13 protein-coding genes are annotated in these 24,113 nt (G+C 71.5%); 3 read left to right on the top strand and 10 right to left on the bottom strand.

The features are described from left to right. Positions 1–4: 4 nt before the first annotated feature. Both ACIOC1_RS06180 and pta read right to left on the bottom strand, forming a co-directional pair. Complete coding sequence (locus ACIOC1_RS06180; RefSeq protein ID WP_391044645.1) at positions 5–1,153, bottom strand: acetate/propionate family kinase; 1,149 nt, start codon at positions 1,151–1,153, stop codon at positions 5–7. Beyond that, positions 1,150–3,231 (bottom strand): phosphate acetyltransferase, encoded by a 2,082-nt coding sequence (gene pta / locus ACIOC1_RS06175; RefSeq protein WP_355349601.1) that lies wholly within the window; start codon positions 3,229–3,231, stop codon positions 1,150–1,152. The genes ACIOC1_RS06180 and pta overlap by 4 nt, the downstream gene beginning before the upstream one ends. A gap of 178 nt (positions 3,232–3,409) precedes the next feature. Here pta and ACIOC1_RS06170 point away from each other — a divergent pair, with 178 nt between their 5' ends. Then, positions 3,410–4,408, top strand: a complete 999-nt coding sequence (locus ACIOC1_RS06170) for a 2-hydroxyacid dehydrogenase (protein WP_355349598.1) — start codon at positions 3,410–3,412, stop codon at positions 4,406–4,408. 109 nt (positions 4,409–4,517) lie between these two features. Beyond that, complete coding sequence (locus ACIOC1_RS06165; RefSeq protein WP_355349595.1) at positions 4,518–5,543, top strand: ATP-dependent 6-phosphofructokinase; 1,026 nt, start codon at positions 4,518–4,520, stop codon at positions 5,541–5,543. 58 nt (positions 5,544–5,601) lie between these two features. On the opposite strand, the gene ACIOC1_RS06160 is transcribed toward ACIOC1_RS06165, so the two are convergent. From ACIOC1_RS06160 to ACIOC1_RS06140, 5 genes are all read right to left on the bottom strand, one after another. Next, the gene (locus ACIOC1_RS06160) at positions 5,602–6,618 is read right to left on the bottom strand and encodes a chitinase (RefSeq protein ID WP_401852286.1); all 1,017 of its coding nucleotides are present in this window, start codon (positions 6,616–6,618) and stop codon (positions 5,602–5,604) included. Between the two features lie 200 nt (positions 6,619–6,818). Further along, entirely contained in the window at positions 6,819–9,356 is a 2,538-nt protein-coding gene (gene glgB, locus ACIOC1_RS06155; protein WP_401852283.1) for a 1,4-alpha-glucan branching enzyme, read from the bottom strand. Then, positions 9,353–10,807: a maltokinase gene (locus ACIOC1_RS06150; RefSeq protein WP_401852281.1), complete on the bottom strand. Its 1,455-nt coding sequence runs from the start codon at positions 10,805–10,807 to the stop codon at positions 9,353–9,355. The genes glgB and ACIOC1_RS06150 overlap by 4 nt, the downstream gene beginning before the upstream one ends. Before the next feature lie 535 nt (positions 10,808–11,342). Next, entirely contained in the window at positions 11,343–13,043 is a 1,701-nt protein-coding gene (gene treS, locus ACIOC1_RS06145) for a maltose alpha-D-glucosyltransferase (protein WP_355349586.1), read from the bottom strand. Next, positions 13,040–15,025 carry an alpha-1,4-glucan--maltose-1-phosphate maltosyltransferase gene (locus ACIOC1_RS06140; protein WP_401852278.1) on the bottom strand — a complete coding sequence of 662 codons (1,986 nt, stop codon included), beginning with the start codon at positions 15,023–15,025 and terminating at the stop codon, positions 13,040–13,042. The genes treS and ACIOC1_RS06140 overlap by 4 nt, the downstream gene beginning before the upstream one ends. Before the next feature lie 721 nt (positions 15,026–15,746). Here ACIOC1_RS06140 and glgP point away from each other — a divergent pair. Beyond that, positions 15,747–18,356 (top strand): alpha-glucan family phosphorylase, encoded by a 2,610-nt coding sequence (gene glgP, locus ACIOC1_RS06135; RefSeq protein ID WP_355349580.1) that lies wholly within the window; start codon positions 15,747–15,749, stop codon positions 18,354–18,356. Positions 18,357–19,090: 734 nt separating this feature from the next. Here the strand turns inward: glgP and ACIOC1_RS06130 are convergent. The 3 genes from ACIOC1_RS06130 to ACIOC1_RS06120 form a co-directional block, all read right to left on the bottom strand. Further along, entirely contained in the window at positions 19,091–20,635 is a 1,545-nt protein-coding gene (locus ACIOC1_RS06130; protein ID WP_391161522.1) for a DEAD/DEAH box helicase, read from the bottom strand. A 51-nt stretch (positions 20,636–20,686) separates the two neighbouring features. Further along, the gene (locus tag ACIOC1_RS06125) at positions 20,687–20,890 is read right to left on the bottom strand and encodes a cold-shock protein (RefSeq protein ID WP_188279682.1); all 204 of its coding nucleotides are present in this window, start codon (positions 20,888–20,890) and stop codon (positions 20,687–20,689) included. 277 nt (positions 20,891–21,167) lie between these two features. Further along, positions 21,168–23,516, bottom strand: a complete 2,349-nt coding sequence (locus tag ACIOC1_RS06120) for a M4 family metallopeptidase (protein WP_401852767.1) — start codon at positions 23,514–23,516, stop codon at positions 21,168–21,170. Positions 23,517–24,113: the final 597 nt, after the last annotated feature.

The following is a 24,113-nucleotide window of genomic DNA, read 5'->3' as shown; positions in this document are numbered from 1 at the left end:
ATGCTTATTCGGTCGCCAGTACGTAAGTATCGCGGGCGATCTCCAGCTCTTCGTCAGTGGGCACCACCGCGACGGCCACCCGCGACGCCGCCGCCGAGACCAGCCGGGCCGCAGTGCCGCGAAGCGCGTTGCGTACAGGGTCCATAGTGACACCTAGATTGTCGAGACCCAACAAAGCCGCTTCGCGAACTGCGGCCGAATTCTCGCCGACGCCCGCCGTGAAGGCGATCGCGTCCACCCGGCCCAGCACCGCGCTGAAGGCCCCTACGTAACGGCGGATCCGGTGCGCGTAGACGTCGAAGGCGAGCTGCGCCGCCCGGTCGCCCTCGGCCATCCGGCGGCCGATCTCCCGCATGTCGTTGTCACCGCACAGGCCCAGCAGACCGCTGCGCTTGTTCAGCAGCGTGTCGATCTCGTCGGTGCCCATGCCGGCCACCCGCTCCAGGTGGAACACCACCGCCGGGTCGAGGTCGCCGGAGCGGGTGCCCATGACCAGCCCCTCAAGGGGCGTCAGGCCCATCGAGGTGTCCACGCACACCCCGCCGCGCACCGCGGAGGCCGACGCGCCGTTGCCCAGGTGCAGCACGATCACGTTGACGTCGGCCGGCTCCCTGCCGAGCAGCTCCGCCGTCGCCCGCGAGACGAAGGCGTGCGAGGTGCCGTGGAAACCGTAGCGGCGGATGCCGTACCGGTCGGCGGTCGCCGCGTCGATCGCGTACCGCGCCGCGGCCTCCGGGATCGTCGAGTGGAAGGCCGTGTCGAAGACCGCGACCTGCGGCAGATCGGGCCGCAGCTCACGCGTCACCTTGATACCGGTGATGTTGGCCGGATTGTGCAGAGGTGCCAACGGCACCAGCTCCTCGATCGCGGCCACCACCTCGTCGGTGATCAGCGTCGGCTCGGTGAAACGCGTACCGCCGTGCACCACCCGGTGGCCGATCGCCGCCAGCTCCGGCGAGTCCAGGCCGAGGCCCTGCTCGTCGAGCTGCTCCGCCACGGTGTGCAGCGCCGCCGCGTGGTCGGGCGCACCGCCGCCCTCGCCGATCCGCTCCACCAGACCGGTCGCCAGACGCGCGTGGTCGGCCATGTCCAGCAGTTGGTACTTCACCGACGAGGAGCCGGAGTTGATGACCAGTACACGGGTCGCGCTCACGGGTTCTCTCCCTGGGCCTGGATCGCGGTGATCGCGACCGTCGTGACGATGTCCTGCACCAGCGCGCCGCGCGACAGGTCGTTGACCGGCTTGCGCAGACCCTGGAGCACCGGTCCGACGGCGACCGCGCCCGCCGAGCGCTGCACCGCCTTGTACGTGTTGTTGCCGGTGTTCAGGTCGGGGAAGATCAGCACGGTCGCCTGCCCGGCCACCGCGGACCCCGGCATCTTGGTGGCCGCCACCGAGGGCGCCACCGCCGCGTCGTACTGGATCGGCCCCTCCACCAGCAGGTCGGGCCGCCGCTCGCGGACCAGCTCGGTGGCCGCCCGCACCTTGTCGACGTCCGCGCCCGAGCCCGAGGTGCCGGTCGAGTACGACAGCATCGCGATCCGCGGCTGTACGTCGAAGCGGGCCGCGGTGCCCGCCGCCTGGATGGCGATGTCCGCCAACTGCTCGGCGTCCGGGTCCGGATTGACGGCGCAGTCGCCGTACACCAGCACCTTGTCCGCCAGGCACATGAAGAACACCGAGGAGACGATCGCCGCGTCGGGGCGGGTCTTGATGATCTCGAAGGCCGGGCGGATCGTCGCCGCCGTGGAGTGCACCGCGCCCGACACCATGCCGTCGGCCAGGCCCTCCTGGACCATCAGGGTGCCGAAGTACGACACGTCCGCGACCACGTCGTACGCCAGCTCGTAGCTGACGCCCTTGTGCGCGCGCAGCTGCGCGTACAGCGCGGCGAACCGGTCCCGCAGCGGTGAGGTCTGCGGGTCGACGACGCTCACGCCCGGCTGGTCGAGGGAGATCCCGAGGTCGGCCGCCTTCTTGCGCAGCGTGTCCTCCTCGCCGAGCAGGATCAGGTCGCACACCCCGCGGCGCAGCAGCACCTCGGTGGCCCGCAGAATTCGTTCCTCGCCGCCCTCGGGCAGCACGATCCGCTTGCGCGCCGACCGCGCCCGCTCAATCAGCGCGTGCTCGAACATCATCGGCGTCACCCGCGCCGACCTGGCCACCGACAGCCGCTCGGTCAGCTCCGCGGTGTCCACATGCGTCTCGAACACGCCCAGCGCCGTCTCCGCCTTGCGCGGTGTGCCCGCGCCCAGCTTGCCGTCCAGCGCGAACAGCCCGGCCGCCGTCGGGAAGGAGCCGGTCGCCACCGACAGCACCGGGGTGCCGGGCGCCAGCCGGTTCGCCAGCGCCAGGATGTGCGGCGGCGGCTTCTCGTCCAGCGTCAGCAGCACCCCCGCGATCGGCGGCGACCCGGCCGAGTGCGCCGCCAGCGCCCCGATCACCAGATCCGCCCGGTCGCCGGGCGTCACCACCACACAGCCGGGGGTCAGCGCGGGCAGGAACGTCGGCAGCATCGCGCCGCCGAACACGAAGTCCAGCGCGTCCCTGGACATCCCCGCGTCGTCGCCCAGCAGCACCCGCGCGCCCAGCGTCTCCGCGATCTGCGCCACCGTCGGCGCCGACAGCGCGGGCTCGTCCGGCAGCACGTACACCGGCACGTCCGGGACCCGGCCCAGCCGCTCCGCCGCCTCCGCGACCTCCGCCGGGGCCACCCGGTTCGCGATCATCGCGATCACGTCGCAGCCCAGATTCGTGTACGCGTGGTACGCGTTGCGCACCTCGGCGACCACCGACTCCGCCGACTGCTCCAGACCGCCGATCACCGCGAGCACCGACGCGCCGCACTCGTTCGCCAGCCGCGCGTTGACGCCCAGCTCCGCCGGGAGGTTGGTGCCCGCGAAGTCGGACCCGAGGATCAGCACCGTCTCGTACTCCGCCGCCACCCTCAGGTAGCCGTCCACCAACCGGGCGGTCAGCGCCTCCTGTCCCTGCTCGGCCTGGAGCGCCGCCGCCTCCTCGTACCCCATGCCGAAGACGCTCGCCGCGTCCTGGGTCAGCCGGTAGCGGCTGCGCAGCAGCTCGAAAATACGGTCGGGGGTGTCGTGGACCAGCGGGCGGTAGACGCCGACCCGGTCGACCTGGCGGGTCAGCAGCTCCATCACCCCCAGCTCGATCACCTGGCGGCCGTCGCCGCGGCCGATCCCCGTGAGGTAGACGCTGCGCGTCACGCTTGATCCGTCCGTTCTGCCCTGAACCCTTCGCGTACGGCCGTACGCACCCCTGACGCTAACGCTCCCGGGTACCGCCTGCCGCCCAGGGGCACCGGCCCGCCTCCGCGAGGCGTGGCGCGGGGCGCGCGGCGCGCACGTAGAGTGAGGAAGGACTCACGTAAGGAGGGCCGGTCCTGTGGACGTGTTGGCGACTGGGGTGCAGCGCGACGAGCGCCCTCTGCTGGAGGCGGCCTTCGGGGCGCGCCATCAGGTGCGGTGTCTTGAGACGTTCCTCACCAAGGACACCTTGCCGCTGGCGGCGGGGTACGAGGCCGTGTCGACGAGTGTGAACGCGGTGCTGGACGCGCCGGTGCTCGAAGCCCTGGTGCGCGGTGGCACGAAGCTGATCGCGCAGCGCTCGACGGGCTACAACAACATCGACCTGGACCACGCGGAGCGGCTGGGGATGACGGTGGCGCGCGTGGCCCGCTACTCCCCGTATTCGGTGGCGGAGTTCGCCTGGACGCTGGCCTCGGCGCTGAACCGGCGGATCGTGCGGGCCGCGAGCCGCACGCGCGACTTCGACTTCCGGCTCGACGGCCTGCTCGGCCGGGACTTCCACGGCCGTACGGTCGGCGTGGTCGGCACCGGCAAGATCGGCACCGCCTTCACCGCCATCGCCCGCGGCTACGGCATGCGGATTCTCGGCTGGGACATCGCGGTCAACCCCGCCTGCACCGAACTGGGGATGGAGTACGTCGAACTGGACCGGCTCTTCCGGGAGTCGGACCTGATCAGCCTCCATGTGCCGCTGATGCCCTCCACCCACCACCTGGTCGGCGAGCGGCGGCTGGCGCTGATGAAGGACGACGCGATCCTGATCAACTCCAGCCGCGGCGGCCTGATCGACTCCGCCGCGCTGGTCGAGACGCTGCGCGAGGGCAGGCTCGGCGGCGTCGGGCTCGACGTGTACGAGGAGGAGGCCGGGGTCTTCTTCTACGACAAGTCGCTGGAGGTGATGACGGACGACACCCTGGCCCGGCTGCTGACCTTCACGCATGTGCTGATCACCTCGCACCAGGCGTACTTCACGGTGGACGCGATCGACGAGATCGTCGCCGCCACCGTCCGCAATGTGGACGACTATGTGGCGGGCCGGATCACCGAGTGCACGCTGGTCCCGAAGTCCCCGTGACCTGGAGCCCCGCTCCGGGGTGACCAGGCGCTGTGATCCACTGGATACCGACAGCGCGTGACAGCACGCGCCACAGCAGCAGCCGACGACCGTCTGGAGAGACAGGCCCATGCGTATCGGAGTCCTCACCGCCGGCGGCGACTGCCCCGGCCTCAACGCCGTCATCCGGTCGGTCGTGCACCGCGCGCTGACCGGGTACGACGACGAGGTCATCGGCTTCGAGGACGGCTTCGTCGGCCTGCTGGAGGGCCGCTTCCGGCCGCTCGACCTCAACTCGGTGAGCGGCATCCTCGCCCGCGGCGGCACCATCCTCGGCTCGGCCCGGCTGGAGCGCGCCCGGCTGCGCGAGGCGGCGGACAACGCGGATGAGATGTGCGCCGAGTACGGCATCGACGTGCTGATCCCGATCGGCGGCGAGGGCACGCTGACCGCCGCCCGGATGCTCTCCGACGCCGGGATGCCGGTGGTGGGAGTGCCCAAGACCATCGACAACGACATCAACGGCACCGACCGCACCTTCGGCTTCGACACCGCCGTGACCGTCGCCACCGAGGCCATAGACCGGCTGAAGACCACCGCGGAGTCCCACCAGCGCGTGATGGTGGTCGAGGTGATGGGCCGGCACGCCGGGTGGATCGCCCTGGAGGCGGGCATGGCGGGCGGCGCGCACGGCATCTGCATCCCCGAACGCCCCTTCGAGCCGTCCCAGTTGGTGGCGATGGTCGAGGAACGCTTCGCGCGCGGCAAGAAATTCGCCGTCATCTGCGTCGCCGAGGGCGCCCACCCGGCCAAGGGCAGCATGGACTACGGCGTCGGCGAGATCGACAAGTACGGGCACGAGCGCTTCGCGGGCATCGGCGCCACGCTTGCCATGGAGCTGGAGGAGCGGCTGGGCAAGGAGGCCCGCCCGGTCATCCTCGGCCACGTCCAGCGCGGCGGCGTGCCGACCGCGTACGACCGGGTGCTGGCCAACCGCTTCGGCTGGCACGCGGTGGAGGCCGCCCACAAGGGGGCCTTCGGTCACATGACTTCGCTCCAGGGCACGACGATCGGCCTGGTCCCGCTGGCCGACGCCGTCACCCAGCTCAAGACCGTCCCCGAGGAGCGCATGGAAGAGGCGGAGTCGGTCTTCTGACCCCGCCCCTTCCTCCGCTGCCCTCGCCCGAGGCCGGCTGAGGCCGTCTGACGCGGCCTCAGCCGGTGTACGCGGCCAGGGCCTTGGTGAAGTCGTACGTGTTCTGCGTGATGCCGCTGCACGAGTCGCCCGCGGACTCGCCGGAGCCGCACTTGCGGTCCCGGTTGAGGGCCCAGAAGCTGACGCGGGCCAGGTGGTGGCCGGTCGCGTAGGACACGATCGACTTGAAGTCCGCGAGCGAGACGGTCTCGCCCGCGCTGTCGGTCTTGCCGTTCATCGAGGACAGGCCGACCTTGCGGTAGGCGGCGTCGGAGGACAGCCCGTACGCGCTGGCGACGGCGTTCTTCAGGCCGTCCACCGCGGACTTGGTGGTGGCCAGCATGTCGGTGGTGCCGCCCTGGTCGTAGTCGAAGGGCATGACGGCCCAGGCGTCGATGTTCAGCCCGGCGGCGGCGCCCTTCTTGATCAGGTCCTTGCCCGCGGAGTCGGGCCCGGTCGGCGTGGTGCCGAAGGTGACGTAGATCTTCAGGGCGCTGTTGTTCGCGCGGACCGTCTTGAGCGCGTCGACCACCCGCTGCCGCACGGTCGCGTTGCTGAACTCGCCCGCCTCGATGTCGATGTCGATCGACTTCAGGGAGTAGGCGTCGATCACCTTCTGGTACGCCCCGGCGAGCGCGGACGCCGATGTGCACTTCTGGCCCAGCTTGTTGCCGCTGTAGCCGCCGAAGGAGACGGTGACGTCACCGCCCGCGTTCCTGATCGCGTTGATCGTGGACTGGTCGGTGCCGCCGGTCAGCGCGCGGCCGCCGTCCCACTTCGGGTTGCAGCCGCCGTCGGAGAGCATGAAGGCCATCGTGAACTGCTTGATGCCGGTCGCCGACATCACCGACGTGGCCGAGGGCGGGTTGCCCCAGCCCAGGTAGAGATAGGGCGCCGAGATGCCGCTGGGCAGCGCGGTCGCCGCCGCGTGGGCGGAACCGGCCGCCGTGCCGAGGCCGAGCGCGAGGGCGGCGGTCAGCCCGGTGGCGGCGGCGAGGGCGGTCCTGCGGAGGCGGGGGGTTGCGGAGGACGACATGGGGGGACACTCCTTGCCTGAGCGGGGAGTTGAGCTTCCGGAAGGGCCCGGAAAGGCATTGCCGGAACGGTAGTAGCGCTGGCGTGTCCGCAACAAGGGTTTTGGTTAGGAAACTTTCCTGTCCTGCTGGTGGGGCGCAAACGGCCCCCGCGGGCCGGGCCGTCGCCCGGCCCGCGGGGGCCGTGTCCGTCATGCGGGGGCTACGCCGGGCGCAGCCAGAGGGTCGCCAGCGGGGGAAGGGTCAGCGAGATGCTGTGGGGCTGGCCGTTCCAGGGCGTCGGCTCGCTCTTGACGGGCTCGGCGACCACGACGCCGCTGCCGCCGTAACGGGCATCGTCGGTGTTCAGCACCTGCTTCCAGACGACGTCGGGGGAGCCGAGGCGGTAGTTCTCGCGGACGACGGGGGAGAAGTTGCTGACGCACAGCAGCGGGTCACCCGCCTCGTCGTAGCGGAGGAAGGAGAAGGTGTTGTCCTCCACCGCGCCGCCGTCGATCCAGGTGAAACCGCTGGGGTCGGTGTCGAGCTGCCACAGCGCGGGCGCGGCCGTGTACGCCGCGTTCAGGTCGCGGACCAGGTCGCGTACGCCCTTGTGGTCGGCCGCGGCCGGGTAACTCTCGTCCAGCAGCCACCAGTCGGGGCCGTTCTCGTGCGACCACTCGGCGCCCTGCGCGAACTCCTGCCCCATGAAGAGCAGTTGCTTGCCGGGGTGCGCCCACATGAAGCCCAGGTACGCCCGTACGGTGGCCCGCTGCTGCCACCAGTCGCCGGGCATCTTCGCCACCAACGAGCCCTTGCCGTGCACCACTTCGTCGTGCGAGATGGGCAGCACGTAGTTCTCCGAGTACGCGTACACCATGGAGAACGTCATCTCGTTGTGGTGGTACTTGCGGTGCACCGGCTCGTGCGAGACGTAGTCCAGCGAGTCGTGCATCCAGCCCATGTTCCACTTCAGGCCGAAGCCGAGGCCGCCGAAGCCGGCCGGGCCGACCAGGTGGGTGGGCCGGGTGACCCCGTCCCAGGCCGTCGACTCCTCGGCGATGGTGACGGTGCCGGGACAGCGCCGGTAGACGGTCGCGTTCATCTCCTGGAGGAACGCCACCGCGTCCAGATTCTCCCGGCCGCCGTACGCGTTGGGCAGCCAGTCGCCGCCCTCGCGGGAGTAGTCGAGGTAGAGCATCGAGGCCACCGCGTCCACCCGCAGCCCGTCGATGTGGAACTCCTCGCACCAGTACACGGCGTTCGCCACCAGGAAGTTGCGCACCTCGGTACGGCCGAAGTCGAACTCCAGGGTGCCCCAGTCCGGGTGTTCCGCCCGGCGCGGGTCGGCGGGCTCGTACAGCGGCGCGCCGTCGAACCGGGCCAGTGCCCAGTCGTCCTTGGGGAAGTGCGCGGGCACCCAGTCCATGATCACGCCGATCCCGGCCGCGTGCAGGGCGTCCACCAGGTACCGGAAGTCGTCGGGCGAGCCGAGCCGCGAGGTCGGCGCGTAGTACGACGTCACCTGGTAGCCCCAGGAGCCGCCGAAGGGGTGCTCGGCGACCGGCATCAACTCCACGTGCGTGAAGCCGAGTTCCTTCACGTACGCGGGCAACTGCTCGGCCAGCTCACGGTAGGTCAGCCCCGGCCGCCACGAGGCCAGGTGCAGCTCGTAGACCGAGAACGGCGCCCGGTGCACCGGGAGTTCGCCCCTGCGGGCCATCCACTCCTGGTCGGCCCACTCGTACGCCGACTCCGTGACGACCGACGCGGTCGCGGGCGGCACCTCGGTGGCCCGCGCCATCGGGTCGGCCTTCATCCCGCGCGAGCCGTCGGGCCGGGTGATCTCGTACTTGTACGCCGTCCCGGCGCCGACGCCCGGCACGAACAGCTCCCACACCCCGGTCGCGCCCAGCGAGCGCATCGGGAAGCCGGTGCCGTCCCAGTAGTTGAACTCCCCGGCCACGCGCACCCCGCGCGCGTTCGGCGCCCACACCGCGAAGCGCGTACCGGTCACGCCGCCGTGCGTCATCGGCCGGGAGCCCAGCGCCTTCCACAGCTCCTCGTGCCGCCCCTCCCCGATCAGATGCAGGTCCAGCTCCCCGAGGGACGGCAGGAAGCGGTACGGGTCCTCCACGATGTGCTCGCCGTCGTCGTACGTGACGGCCAGCCGGTACTCCGGCACGTCGGTGCGGGGCAGCACCGCGGAGAAGAGGCCGTCGGCCTCGTCGGTGAGGTCGAACCGCTCGCCGTCCACGACGGCCGCCACCGCCCGTGCGAACGGCCGCAGCGCCCTGATCCGGACGCCGCCGTCCACCGGGTGCGCACCCAGCACTCCGTGCGGGTCGTGATGCGCGCCGTCCAGCAGCCGCCGGCGGTCGTCGCCGACCAGGCTTCCGGGTTCCGGCCCGAAGGAGGGCTCGGGGTCGGCCCCGGACCTCCCGCCGGTGGTGGGCTGCTCGCGCTCACGCGGCGGCAGCCGCACATCGGACTCGGCCCCGGGCCCCTGCGGGGCGCTCTCGGCGAGCCGGCCGGTCGCGGCCGGGCCCGCGCCGGGCACCGTGACCGCCGGCGCCACAGGGCCCGCGCCCGGCACCGGGGCGGCCGGTACCGCCGCGGCGTCAGACGGGGGGGCAGGCGGGGTCGTATCCGCAAGCGGGGCCGGTCCCGGAGCCGTGCCGGAGGCGGCCGGGTGGGGGGTGCCGCGGTCGTAGCCGCGCGCCTGGGCCTCGGGGAGGAAACGGTCGTCGGGGCGTGTCACGGGCTGGACTCCTCAGAAGGGGCGGCGTCAGAAGTGGCGGCGGCCAGGCGGGCCAGGGCGGAGAGCGGGATGGGGAGCCAGGCGGGGCGGTGCCGCGCCTCGTACCGGGCCTCGTAGACCGCCTTGTCGGTCTCGAAGGCCCGTATCAGCACGGGCTGTTCGCGCGGGTCCACCCCGGACACGGCGGCGTACCCGGCGCAGAAGGCGTCCCGGTGGCGGGCGGCCCAGGGACCGTTGCCGCTGTGGTGGGCGGCGTAGTCGAAGGACCGCAGCATGCCCGCCACGTCCTGGACCGGCGGCGCCGCCCGGCGCCGTTCGGCCAGCGGCCGGGCGGGCTCGCCCTCGAAGTCGATCAGCACCCACTCGCCGTCCGGACCGCGCAGCGCCTGCCCCAGGTGCAGGTCGCCGTGGATCCGCTGGGCGGTCACCGCGTTGCCGGGGGCCGCGCCGAGCCGCGCGAGGTCGTCGAAGGCCGAGCGCAGCGCCGCGACGTGCGGCCGTACGGCCGGGACCTCCTTCGCGGTCTCGTCCAGCCGCCGGGTCATCGCCGAGGCGATACGTTCCAGCGCTGGGCCGTCCAGGGTACGGACCGGCAGCGCGTCGGCCAGGGCGCCGTGCACCTCGGCCGTGGCGCGGCCGAGCGCCGCCGCCTCGCCGGTGAAGTCGCCGTCCTCGGCGACCGAAGCCAGGGCCAGGGCCCAGCCGTCGGACGAGCCGGGCAGGAAGCGCTGGAGCACACCGAGCGTGGTCGGCTCCGTCGTGCCCGCCGCCGCGCCCTGCGGGCCCATGACGCCCTCCGGCGGCAGCGCCTCGAACCAGGCGACCGGCTCCGCGACCCGCCGCGAGCCCTTGTGGGCCAGCGCGAGCGACAGCTCCAGATCCGGGTTGGTGCCGGGGGAGACGCGGCGGAACAGCTTGAGGATGTAGGCGTCCCCGTACACGACCGAGGTGTTGGACTGCTCGGCGGTGGAGACGCGCGGGGTCAGCCCCGGCGGGAACTCCTCCTGCGGTTCGACGCTGAAACGCAGCCGCCCGGTGGTGCCGGGCGCGCGGAGCCGTTCGAGCAGCAGCGCGGCCAGCCGGGGGTCGTGCGGCGCGTCGTAGAGCGTCAGGCCGTCGTACGGGCCGCCGACGGCCGGGCCGAGCGCGGCCCGTACCAGCGCCGACGGCAGCAGCGGGTGCGCGCCGAGCAGCAGTTGGTAGCAGTCGGCGGGGCGGCCGGGCTGCTCGACGTCCACCAGGACGTGCAGCAGCCCCAGCGGGCCGAGCCGGCCGCCGGGAGGCATCAGCTCGGTGGCCGCGGCCAGCCGGAAGCCGCCGATGGGCAGGCCCTTGCCGGCGAACCAGCGCTGTTTGGGCAGCCAGGAGCGCAGCAGCGGTTCGAGCGACCGCAGCAGGCCGGGCGCCAGCGGCCGCCCGGCGACGGGCGGCACGCCGGTCGCGGACGGCACGTCCGGGCCCGTCGGCGAAGCGGCGGCCGAGGCCGCGGCCGAGGCCGCGGCCGGGGCGGATGAGGATGCCGCGGCCGAGCGCGCGTCCGTCACGGGGCGTGACCCCGACACGGATGGTGAACTCGATGGTGAATTCGATACGGACGGTGAGGTGGATCCGGATGGTGAGGTGGGTACGGAAGGAGCACGGGTCCAGGAGCGGTCCGACATGACGTCCTTTCCCCGGGGAGTCGCGCACCCGGCCGCTTCGACGCGCGGCGGGGGCGCCAGCCTCCCGGATGACGGGTTCGGGCTGTCCGGCGACACGGGGAGCCTGCCCCGGGCGGGTGACAGGAAACCGCCGTACGGCCCGCCCGCGTGACGATCATGTGTCAGCGAGCCGACGTACGACGGAATGCGCCCCGCGGGTGCTGCTGGGGTACTCCGGATACTGCCAGGGGTCCGGGATGCCCGCTACTCGGAGCGGGGGCCGGCCGCGGGGGCGGTGCGCCACCCGCGTCGGCTGCGGGGGGCCGGTCGCTCCGGCCCCCCGCCGTCACACCTGCTCGCGGCGGAGCCGGAACCAGTAGAAGCCGTGGCCCGCGAGGGTGAGCAGGTACGGCAGTTGACCGATCGCGGGGAAGCGCACCCCGCCGATCAGCTCCACCGGGTGCCGCCCGGCGAAGCTCCGCAGATCCAGCTCGGTGGGCTGGGCGAACCGCGAGAAGTTGTTCACGCACAGCACGAGGTCGTCGCCGGACTCGCGCAGGAACGCCAGCACGGCCGGGTTGCTCGACGGCAGCTCGGTGTAGGAACCGAGCCCGAAGGCACGGTTCTGCTTGCGGATCTCGATCATCCGCCGCGTCCAGTGCAGCAGCGAGCTGGGTGAGCTCATCTGCGCCTCGACATTGGTGACCTGGTACCCGTAGACCGGGTCCATGATCGTGGGCAGGTAGAGCCGTCCGGGGTCGCTGGACGAGAAGCCCGCGTTGCGGTCGGGGGTCCACTGCATCGGCGTACGGACCGCGTCCCGGTCACCGAGCCAGATGTTGTCGCCCATGCCGATCTCGTCGCCGTAGTACAGGATCGGGGATCCCGGCAGGGAGAGCAGCAGCGCGGTGAACAGCTCGATCTGGTTGCGGTCGTTGTCCAGCAGCGGTGCCAGCCGCCTGCGGATGCCGATGTTGGCGCGCATCCGCGGGTCCTTGGCGTACTCCGCGTACATGTAGTCGCGTTCCTCGTCGGTCACCATTTCGAGGGTCAGCTCGTCGTGGTTCCGCAGGAAGATGCCCCACTGGCAACTCGCCGGGATGGCGGGAGTCTTCGCCAGGATTTCCGACACCGGGTAGCGCGATTCCCGCCTGACCGCCATGAAGATGCGCGGCATGACGGGGAAGTGGAACGCCATATGGCATTCGTCGCCGCCCTTGCGGAAGTCGCCGAAGTAGTCGACGACGTCCTCGGGCCACTGATTGGCCTCGGCCAGCAGCACGGTGTCGGGGTAGTGCGCGTCGATCTCGGAGCGCACCTTCTTCAGGAACTGGTGGGTACGCGGCAGGTTCTCGCAGTTGGTGCCCTCCTCCTGGAAGAGATAGGGCACCGCGTCCAGCCGGAAACCGTCGATCCCGAGGTCGAGCCAGAAGCGCAGCGCGGCCAGGATCTCCTCCTGCACCCGCGGGTTCTCGTAGTTGAGATCCGGCTGGTGGGAGAAGAACCGGTGCCAGTAGTACTGCTTGCGCACCGGGTCGAACGTCCAGTTCGAGGTCTCGGTGTCGACGAAGATGATGCGGGCGCCGTCGTACTGCTTGTCGTCGTCCGCCCAGGTGTAGAAGTCCCCGTACGGTCCCTCCGGGTCGCTGCGAGACTGCTGGAACCACTCGTGCTGGTCGCTCGTGTGGTTCATGACGAAGTCGATGATCACGCGCATGCCGCGCTGGTGCGCGGCGTCCACGAATTCCACGAAGTCCGCCAGGTCGCCGAATTCCGGCAGCACGGCCGTGTAGTCGGCCACGTCGTATCCGCCGTCCCGCAGCGGTGACGCGAAGAACGGCGGCAACCAGAGGCAGTCCACGCCGAGCCACTGGAGATAGTCCAGCTTGGCGGTGATGCCTTTCAGGTCGCCTACGCCGTCTCCGTTGCTGTCCTGGAAGGACCGGACGAGGACTTCGTAGAACACCGCCCGTTTGAACCAGTCGGGATCACGGTCCTTGGCCGGTGTGTCCTCGAAGGTGTCAGGGACGGGTTCGTTGACGATCAACTGAGTGACCCTCCGATCGAAGGAGACGGTCGCAGCGACAGGACATGCGCGGGCGCGCGGCCCGGCTCAAGGCGCACATAGTTGTCTCTGCCCCAGTGGTAGGTGTCCCCGGTGAGCTCGTCGCGCACCGGGTATGACTCGTGCCAGGAGAGCCCGAGTGCCGGCATGTTCAACGAGACGGTGGCCTCCTGGGTGTGGAACGGGTCCAGGTTGACGACCACCAGTACGACATCGTCGTCGCGGCGCTTGGAGTAGGCCAGTACCGCGCTGTTGTCCACTGGGTGAAATGTGATGTCCCGTAGCTGCTGGAGCGCCGGGTGACGGCGGCGCAGCCGGTTGAGCGTGGTGATCAGCGGGGCGAGCGAGCGGCCCTCGGCCTCGGCCGCCGCCCAGTCCCGCGGCCGGAGTTCGTACTTCTCCGAGTGCAGGTACTCCTCACTGCCGGGCTTGGCAGGGGTGCCCTCACACAGTTCGAAGCCCGCGTAGACGCCCCAGGTGGGCGAGAGCGTCGCGGCGAGCACTGCCCGCGCCTCGAAGGCCGGACGGCCGCCGTGCTGGAGGAAGGCGTGCAGGATGTCGGGGGTGTTCACGAAGAAGTTGGGCCGCATCCACGCTGCCGCCTCCCCGCTCAACTCCCGCATGTAGTCGGTCAGTTCGCTCTTGTCGTTACGCCAGGTGAAGTACGTGTACGACTGCTGGAAACCGATCTGGCCGAGGGTGGCCATCATCGCGGGACGGGTGAACGCCTCCGCCAGGAAGATCACGTCCGGGTCGGTGCGGTTGATGTCCGCGATGACCTTCTCCCAGAACACCACCGGCTTGGTGTGCGGATTGTCCACCCGGAAGATCCGCACCCCGTGCGCCATCCAGTGCCGCAGCACCCGCAGGGTCTCCCTGACGATGCCCGCGAAGTCCTCGTCGAAGGCGATCGGGTAGATGTCCTGGTACTTCTTCGGCGGATTCTCCGCGTACGCGATCGTGCCGTCCGCGCGGTGCGCGAACCACTCCGGGTGCTTGGCCACCCACGGGTGGTCGGGCGAGCACTGGAGCGCGAAGTCCAGCGCCACCTCCATCCGCAGCTCGCGGGCCCGCTCCACGAAGTGGTCGAAGTCCGCCAGGGTGCCCAGGTCCGGGTGGACGGCGTCGTGCCCGCCCTCGGGGGAGCCGATCGCCCACGGCGAGCCGACGTCGTCGGGGCCGGGCGTCAGGCTGTTGTTCGGGCCCTTGCGGAAAGCTGTGCCGATCGGGTGAATGGGCGGCAGATAGACCACGTCGAAACCCATCGCGGCCACCGCGGGCAGCCGCTCGGCCGCGGTACGGAAGGTGCCCGAGCGCGGCGGGGCGCCCTCTTCGAGCACCGCCCCCTCCGAGCGGGGGAACAGCTCGTACCAGGACCCGTACAGCGCCCGCTCCCGCTCCACGTGCAGCGGCAGCGGCCGGGAGCCGCTGACCAGCTCGCGCAGCGGATACCGGTCGAGTGCGCCGACCACGTCGTCCGCCAGCGCCGCCGCGTGCCGGGCGGCGGGGGTGCGCGAGGCGTCCCGCAGCGCGTCCACCGCGGCCAGCACGCCCGCCCTGCCGTCGCTCTTGGGCACCCCGGCCGCCGCCCGCTCGTGCAGCAGCGCGCCCTCGGCCAGCACCAGTTCGGTGTCGATCCCGGCGGGGATCTTGATGCCCGCCGCGTGCCGCCAGGTCGCGACCGGGTCGGACCAGGCCTCCACGCAGTACGTCCAGCGCCCCTCGGCCGTCGGGGTGACGCGCGCGCCCCACCGGTCCGTGCCGGGCTCCAGCTCGCGCATCGGCGTCCACGGCCCCGACCTGCCGGTCGGGTCCCGCAGCACCACGTTCGCGGCCACCGCGTCGTGCCCCTCCCGGAACACGGTGGCGGTCACCTCGAAGGTCTCTCCTGCCACCGCCTTCGCCGGGCGGCGGCCACAGTCCACCAACGGACGGACATCGACGACGGGAATACGACCGATCATTGCCTCACCTGACAGCGCTGTGGATGGGACGGCGGAGATGGGGGGCGCCGGACAGCGGCCCACGGCGGCGGCGAGCAGCGTCGCGACGGGCCGCTCCCTCGCGGGCCCCCGCTCTTTTTAGCTGTTCCGGGCAGTGCGGGCTTGCCTGCATGGCCGCTCCAGTCCGCGTTCACTCGTGTGGAGGTGATAGGTGACGATCCGGGACGATTGCTGCCATGACTGTGGTGCCGTACGTGTGGTGCCGTGGGACCTGACGGTGCGTTGTGACGCTGTGTGGTGCAGTCTCGTGCTCCGCGCGAAGCCCCGCAATCGGAGCCTGCCCACGCTCCGCGAGACGAAAGCACCTCACCGAAGCGTTTCGGGAGCGCGTCACGAATGCTCAATCCGCCACCCCCGACCTGCCCCTGACGCCATTGTGGGGCCGACCACGGGCGCGCCTGACACGCGCCCCCGAGAGCGCCCCCGCGCACGCCCCCACCGTACGCGAAGCACCCGACACGCCCGCGTACGGCTATACCCTCACGTCACCCGGAACCCCCAGGGCGACGGCGGTCACGCGCCGGGCCGGTGACCCCCGACCGGGCCCGTACGACCTGCCCCGCCCACCGGCGTGATCCGCACTGCGACCGGTCGCTTCCGTGAGCCGCCGTTCGCGCGTTTGAACCACCGGATCGTGGACACTGGCCGCAGGCCCCCCGCCATCGGGTCTACGGTCGAATACGTGAAGGCAATCCGTCGATTCACCGTGCGCACCGTCCTGCCGGAACCTCTGCGCCCGCTCGGGGAGCTGGCCCAGAACCTACGCTGGTCATGGCACCCGGAGACCCGGGAGCTGTTCCAGAGCGTCGACCCCGTGGGCTGGCGGGCCGCCCAAGGCGACCCCGTGCGGCTGCTCGGCGCCGTGTCCAAGGAACGGCTCGCCGCGCTCGCCGGGGACCGGCGCTTTCTGCGCCGCCTGGCCGCCGCGGCGGAGGAACTGGCCGACTACACCAGCAACCCCCGCTGGTATCAGGAACAGAGCGACCTGCCCGCAGCCATCGCCTACTTCTCACCCGAATTCGGCATCACCGCCGCGCTGCCGCAGTATTCCGGCGGCCTCGGCATCCTCGCCGGCGACCACCTGAAGGCCGCGAGCGACCTCGGCGCCCCGATCATCGGCGTCGGCCTGCTCTACCGGCACGGCTACTTCCGCCAGACCCTCTCCCGCGAGGGCTGGCAGCAGGAGCAGTACCCCGTCCTCGACCCCAACGAACTGCCCGTCACCCTGCTCCGCGAGACGAACGGCGCCCCCGCCGAGGTCTCCCTCGTCCTGCCCGGCGGCCGATCGCTGCGCGCCCAGATCTGGAAGGCCCAGGTCGGACGCGTCCCGCTGCTGCTCCTCGACTCCGACGTCGAGGCCAACGAACCCGCCGAGCGCGACGTCACCGACCGGCTCTACGGCGGCGGCAGCGAGCACCGGCTGCTCCAGGAGATGCTGCTGGGCATCGGCGGCGTCCGCGCCGTCCGCGCCTACTGCCGGATCACCGGCCACGCCGAACCCGAGGTGTTCCACACCAACGAGGGCCACGCGGGTTTCCTCGGCCTGGAGCGCATCCGCGAACTGGCCCTCGAAGGGCTCGACTTCGACGCGGCGCTGGAGGCCGTACGGGCCGGGACGGTGTTCACCACGCACACCCCCGTCCCCGCGGGCATCGACCGCTTCGACCGCGAACTGGTCGGCCGCCACCTCGGCGACGGCGGCGAGCTGCCCGGCGTCGACATAGGCCGCGTCCTCGAACTGGGCATGGAGACCTACCCCGGCGGCGACCCCAACCTGTTCAACATGGCGGTGATGGGTCTGCGGCTGGCCCAGCGCGCCAACGGCGTCTCCACCCTGCACGGCTCGGTCAGCCGCGAGATGTTCGCCGGGCTCTGGCCGGGCTTCGACCCGGAGGACGTGCCGATCACGTCCATCACCAACGGCGTGCACGCGCCCACCTGGGTCGCCCCCGAGGTGTTCCGGCTCGGCGCCCGGCAGATCGGCACCCAGCGCGCCGAGGACGCCCTGATGGTCGGCGGCGCCGACCGCTGGGAGGCCATCGCCGACATCCCCGACGCCGCCGTCTGGGAACTCCGCCGCGAACTGCGCGAACAGCTCGTGGAGGACGTACGGCGCCGGGTCCGCGAGTCCTGGCGGCAGCGCGGCGCGGGAGAGGCAGAACTGGGCTGGACCGACAGCGTCCTCGACCCCGACGTGCTCACCATCGGCTTCGCGCGCCGGGTCCCGTCGTACAAGCGGCTCACCCTCATGCTGCGCGACCAGGACCGGCTGATGGACCTGCTGCTGCACGCCGAGCGGCCGATCCAGATCGTGGTCGCGGGCAAGGCGCACCCGGCCGACGACAGCGGCAAGCGGCTGGTCCAGGAGCTGGTCAGGTTCACCGACGACCCCCGGGTCAGGCACCGCATCGTCTTCCTGCCGGACTACGACATGCGGATGGCGCGGCTGCTCTACCCCGGCTGCGACGTCTGGCTCAACAATCCGCTGCGCCCGCTGGAGGCCTGCGGCACCTCGGGGATGAAGGCCGCGCTCAACGGCTGCCTCAACCTGTCGGTGCTCGACGGCTGGTGGGACGAGTGGTTCGACGGCGACAACGGCTGGGCGATCCCCACCGCCGACGGCGTCGTCGACGAGGACCGCCGCGACGAGCTGGAGGCCGCCGCGCTCTACGACCTGCTGGAGAAGCAGGTCGCGCCGCGCTTCTACGACCAGGGCGCGCAGGGCCTGCCCGGCCGCTGGATCGAAATGGTCCGGCACACCCTCACCACCCTCGGCCCGAAGGTGGTGGCAGGCCGGATGGTCCAGGACTACGTCCGCACGCTGTACGCGCCCGCCGCCCGTTCGCACCGCGCCGTACACGGGGAGGAGGCCGGGGCGCTGGCCGCCTGGAAGCGGCGGGTACGGCAGCAGTGGCCGCGGGTCTCGGTCCAGCACGTGGAGACCGGCTCGGTGGGCGGCACCCCGGAGCTGGGCTCCACGCTCACCCTCCGGGTGGAGGTCGCCCTCGGCGAGCTGGACCCGACGGACGTCGACGTCCAGCTCCTGTCCGGCCGCGTCGACGCCGCCGACCGGCTCGCCGATCCCACCGTCGCCTCGCTCAAGCCCACCTCCCGCACCGACAGCGCGGGGCGCTACCACTACGAAGGGCCTCTCACCCTCGACCGCACCGGCCCCTTCGGCTACACCGTCCGCGTCCTCCCCACCCACCCCCACCTGGCCACTCCCGCCGAGCTCGGCCTGATGGCCATCCCCCCGGAAACGGAGGGCATGACCGCCGGCCTCCTCCGCTAACCGCCCTCCGACCGGGGCCCGCCTCCCCAGCGGGGTTGGCCTCCGGCCGCGTGCTTGCCTCCGGCGTGGGATGGCCTTCCGGCCGAGGGCCTGCCTCCGGCGTGGGGTCGGCCTTCCGGCCTGGGCTTCGCCTGGTGCCTCCGGCCTGCCCAGCTCGTGCGGTGCAGAGGGCCGGAGGCTTCGGGTCGCCGTGTCGGCCTGCGGCCGGGGCTCGCCTCCGGCGTGGGGTTGGCCTTCCGGCCGGGGCTTTGCCCGGTGCCTCCGGCCTGCCCAGCTCGTGCGGTGCAGAGGGCCGGAGGCTTCGGGTCGCCCTGTCGGCCTGCGGCCGGGGGCTCGCCTCCGGCGTGGGATTGGCCTTCCGGCCTGGGCTTCGCCCAGCGCCTCCGGCCTGCCCGGCTCGTGCGGTGCCGGGGGCCGGTGGCTCCGGGTCGCCGTGTCGGCCTGCGGCCGGGGCTCGCCTTCGGCGTGGGAAGCGTTGCGGCCCCGATCCGCCGGTCGGCCTGCGGCCGGGGGCTCGCCTCTGGCGTGGGGTCGGCCTTCCGACCGGGGCTTCGCCCGGTGTCTCCGGCCTGCTCGGCTCGTGCGGTGCAGGGGGCCGGAGGCTTCGGGTCGCCGATTCGGCCTGCGGCCGGGGGCTGTTTCGGAGCTGCCCGGCGGCCGAGGCGGTGCGGCGGAGAGGGGGAAGCGCCCCTGCCATGGGGATCGGCGGGGGCGCTTCGGTGTGCGGGGTGGGGTCAGGCCGCGCGGCCTGAGCTGCCGGTGTCGCCGCCGCGGGCGCGGCGGCCCACCGCGCCGCCGCGGCCGGCGGCGGCGCCGGGGCCGGTGCGGCGGCCCCGGCCGGCCGCGCCCTCGTTGGCGGTGGCGCCGGTACGGCGGGATGCGGCCTTCTTGGCGGGCTGCTGACGCTCACCGGCGGTGGCGGCGCCGCCGCGTCCACTGCCGCCGCGACGGCGGCGGGACGGGGCCGCGCCGGGAGCCTTGGCCTTGGGCGCCGGGACCTCGGCGGCGGGCAGCGTGACCGGGGTGCCGGACGGCTGCCGGGCACCGGTGATCCTGACCAGATCCGCGTCGCCCGGACGGACCCGGGCGGTGTGCGGCCGGATACCGGCCTGCGTCATGAGCCGGGCGTTCTCGCGCCGCTGCTCGGGCAGCACCAGCGTGACGACCGTGCCGGACTCACCGGCCCGCGCCGTACGCCCGCCGCGGTGCAGATAGTCCTTGGCCTCGGTCGGCGGATCGACGTTCACAACCAGGTCGAGACCCTCGATGTGAATCCCGCGCGCCGCGACATTCGTGGCCACCAGCGCGTCGGCCGTCCCCGTACGGAACTGGTCGAGCGCCCGGTTCCGCTGCGGCTGCGACTTGCCGCCGTGCAGCGCCACCGCCCGCACCCCGAGGCCCAGCAGGTGCTTGGTGAGCCGGTCGGCGCCGCGCTTGGTGCCGACGAACATGATCACGCCGCCCTGCCGGGCGGCGATCTCCGCGGTCACCGCCCGCTTGGTCGCCTCGTCGACGTGCAGCACGTGGTGCTCCATCGTCGTCACCGTCGCGGACGACGGGTCCACCGAGTGCGTGACCGGATTCTTCAGGAACCGCTTGACCAGCTTGTCGACATTGCGGTCCAGCGTCGCCGAGAACAGCATCCGCTGCCCGCCCGGCTTGACCTGCTCCAGCAGCCGCGTGACCTGCGGCAGGAACCCCATGTCGGCCATCTGGTCGGCCTCGTCCAGTACCGTCACGCCGACCTGGTCCAGCGAGCAGGCGTGCCGCTCGATCAGGTCGAAGAGCCGTCCGGGGGTCGCGACCAGGATCTCGGCCCCGCCGCGCAGCGCGGCGATCTGCTTGGTGATGGAGGCGCCGCCGACCACCGCGGTGGTCCGCAGCCCGAGCACCTTCGCGTACGGCGCGAGCGCGTCGGTCACCTGGGTGGCCAGCTCGCGGGTGGGCACCAGCACCAGCGCCAGCGGACGCTTGGCGTCGGCGCGGCGGCCGAGCGCCTTGACGCGGGTCAGCATCGGCAGGCCGAAGGCCAGCGTCTTGCCCGAGCCGGTACGGCCGCGGCCGAGCACGTCACGGCCGGCGAGCGAGTCCGGCAGCGTCGCGGCCTGGATCGGGAACGGTTCTGTCACCCCGTCGGCGTCCAGGGCGGCGACCAGCGCCGGGTCGAGCGGAAGCTCGGAGAACAGCTTTACGGGGGACACGGGTGACAAAAGCGGGATTCCTTCCTCGGGCCGCCACGGCGGGAGCCATTGCGGCGGCTGCACGCGAGAGGCCCGCACCGTGCGGTGCGGGCCTCCCGTTACCGAGCGTCGCGGCCCGGTTACTCTGAATTAGAGCGGACGGATGTTCTCCGCCTGCGGGCCCTTCTGGCCCTGCGTGACGTCGAACTCGACCTTCTGGCCCTCAAGCAGCTCACGGAAGCCCTGGGACTGAATGTTCGAGTAGTGGGCGAACACGTCCGGGCCGCCACCCTCCTGCTCGATGAAGCCGAAGCCCTTTTCCGAGTTGAACCACTTCACGGTTCCGGTAGCCATAACAATCTCCCTATGGTGGGGCAGTTTCCAAACCCGCACTGTACGGATATGGGTCGCTGTAGATGATCACCCCACACCGGAGAAATCCGGCAAAACAAAAGTGCGCCCGGAATCGCAATCATCCAGGCGCACAAAAAGTTCTGGGTACCACAACTGCAACGCGACCAGCCTACCAGAGTCCTGCGGCCTCCGGTCGATCTTGTCCCGGCGAGTTGCTCCGCCCGGGTCCTGCGGCGGGTGGGGACCCGCCGCAGGACTCAGACACGAGCCGTACGGGCTAGCTGACGTTGACCGCCGCGTCGTCGATCAGGAACGACGTCGCGAGGGAGGCGTCCTCGGTGCCGGTGAACTTCAGGCTGACGGTCTGGCCCTTGTAGGAGGACAGGTCGACCGAGCGCTGGACGTAGCCGGTGCCCTTGTTGACGTTGGAGTAGGTGACCAGGGTCGTGCTGCCCGCCGTGAGGGTGAGCTTGTCGTACGCCGTGGTCGTGGAGGTCTCCTGGCTGCTGATGTAGAGCCAGTAGGTGAAGGTGGCGCTGGTGCACGAGGCGGGGATCGTGACCGACTGGGCGAGCGTGTCGGTGTGCGTGGTCCCGTAGCCGTTCAGCCACGCCTTGTACGAGCCGCCGTGGGACGCGGCGCCGGTGCTGTTGTCGATCACGCCCGACGTCGTCGTCCAGCCGGTGTTGCCGCTCTCGAAGCCCGGGTTGGTCAGGAGCTGCGCCGCGGTGCAGCCGCCGCCGCCCGCGCTGGTGACCGTCCAGGTGAAGGTGGCCGTACCGGTGGCGTTGGTGGAGTCCTTCGCCGTGACCGTCACGCTGGAGCTGCCGGTCGCGGTCGGGGTGCCCGAGATCAGGCCGCTGGAGGCGTTGATCGACAGACCGGCCGGCAGGCCCGTCGCGGTGTAGGTCAGCGCGCCGCCGTTGGTGGTGCTCGCCTGGATCTGGAGGCTGGCCGCCGTGTTCACCACGGTGGACTTGGCGCCCGGGTTGGTGACGGTGACGCCGCTGGGCGTGGTGACCCGGCTGCCGACGTTGATCGCCGCCCAGGTGTTGGCGACCGTGTTGTACGTGGCGCTGTTGGCGCCCCACAGGTCGGCCGCCGCGAGCAGCGACTGGGTGCGGGCCGACGCGTAGTTGGTGGTCGAGGTGAAGCGCTCGGTGAGCGCCTTGTACCAGAGCTTGAGGGCGTTGTCCCGGCCGATGCCGGGCACCGACAGACCGTCGGAGGTCGGGCTGTTGTAGCTCACACCGCCGACGACCTTGGCGCCGCTGCCCTCGGAGAGCAGGTAGAAGAAGTGGTTGGCCGGGCCCGACGAGTAGTGCACGTCGAGGCCGCCCAGGCTGGAGGACCAGTAGTCCTTCGAGCCGCCGTCCTTGCTCGGCTGGTCCATGTACCGCAACGGCGTGCCGTTGCCGTTGATGTTGATCTTCTCGCCGATGAGGTAGTCACCCGGGTCGGAGGTGTTGTTGGCGTAGAACTCCACGCCGGTGCCGAAGATGTCCGAGGTGGCCTCGTTCAGACCGCCGGACTCACCCGAGTAGTTCAGCCCCGCGGTGTTGGAGGTGACGCCGTGGCTCATCTCGTGGCCCGCGACGTCGAGCGCGGTCAGCGGGTGCGTGTTGCCGCTGCCGTCACCGTACGTCATGCAGAAGCAGGAGTCGTCCCAGAAGGCGTTGACGTAGCTGTTGCCGTAGTGGGCGCGGGAGTACGCGGCCACACCGTCGCCGCGTATGCCGCTGCGGCCGAAGGTGTTCTTGTAGAAGTCCCAGGTCTCCTGGGCGCCGTAGGCCGCGTCCACACCGGCGGTCGTGGCGGTCGACGGGTTGCCGTCGCCCCACGTGTCGCTGGACTGCGAGAACAGCGTGCCGGTGCCGGAGGTGCCGTGGTTCAGGTTGTACGTCTTGTGGCCGCCGCGGCCGCCGTCGGTCAGCGTGTACGTCGACCCGGACTGCGTGGTGCCGATGGTGACCTGGCCGCTGTACTCACTGTTGCCGATGCCGGTCTCGATGCCCTGGTACTCGTACAGGCGGTTGCCGGTGCTCGCGTCGGTGATGACGTGGAGCTGGTTCGGCGTGCCGTCCTCCTGGAAGCCGCCGATGACGGACTCCCAGGCCAGTACGGGCGTACCGGACGCGGCCCAGATGACCTTGTGCGGCGCGCCGACCGCGGCCGGGGAGGCCGCGCCGTCCGCCTTCGCGCGGGCAAGCGCCGTGGTCTTCGCCGAGTCCGCGCTCTTGACCGCGGTCGTGCTGGCCACCGCCACCGAGGCGTTGGTCGCCTTGTCGACACCGGTGGTCGCCCCTGCGGCGTCCTGGTGCACGATCAAGTCGCCGCCGAGGACCGGCAGGCCCTGGTACGTGCGCTCGTAGCGAGTGTGGACGGTGCCGTCGGTGTCCTTGGTGACGGACTTGACGACCAGCTTCTCACCCGAGCTCAGGTGCAGCGAGGACGCGGTGGCCGCGCTCTTGGTCTGCGCCTGCGAGACGAGGGTGGCCTGCTGGGCCGGGGAGAGCGATGCGGGCAGCGCACCCGCTCGCGGCTGAACATGTGTACTGGCCTGGGCCGTTGCCTGCCCGGGTACGCCTGCTGAGGCCGTACCCGCGGGCAGTGCGACCGCCAGCATCGCTGCACCGGCAATCAGCACTCCTGCTGCTGTTGCCTTGCGGGGGGATCTGCGCACTCGTCACTCCTTCTGCGGCGACCGCGGATGGGCGGTCGGTGACAGTCCGGACAGGTGGGGTTGGTGATCTGTCCGGGTAGAGCTGTGGCACTGCTGTAGTGCTGTGGCGTTGCTGTGGAACGGGGCACAGAGTGGCATCCTTTACCGGTACATGTCAGTGGCGTGGGGCAAACTTGGCCGAAAACAGTCCGTTGTTCGGTGAGCGGTGTTCGCATAGCGGTCATTTGTCATCGCGGTGTTGCGCGGAGAAGAAGTTTTTCTGCGGGCGAATGGGGTCAAGAGGGGGCCAATCCGGCCCTCTGGATCAGGCGCAGTTGGTGTCCCGGCAATACGAACCGCCCTTGGCGCGTGGCGCGAAGGGCGGTTCGTTGGCGCGGGCCGGGCGGTGCGGCGACGCGGGGCGGGGCGGTGCGCCGATCCGGACGGGGTGGTTCGCCGACGCCAGTGGGGCGGTGCGGCGACCGGACGGGGTGATTCGCCGACACCAGCGGGGCGGTGCGCCGACGCGGGCGGGTGCCGCGTCGGCGTGGACGGCCTCGT

This window comes from Streptomyces sp. NPDC088197, from assembly GCF_044741185.1.
Taxonomy (GTDB): Bacteria; Actinomycetota; Actinomycetes; order Streptomycetales; family Streptomycetaceae; genus Actinacidiphila.
This window is presented reverse-complemented; position numbering and strand designations above follow the sequence as displayed.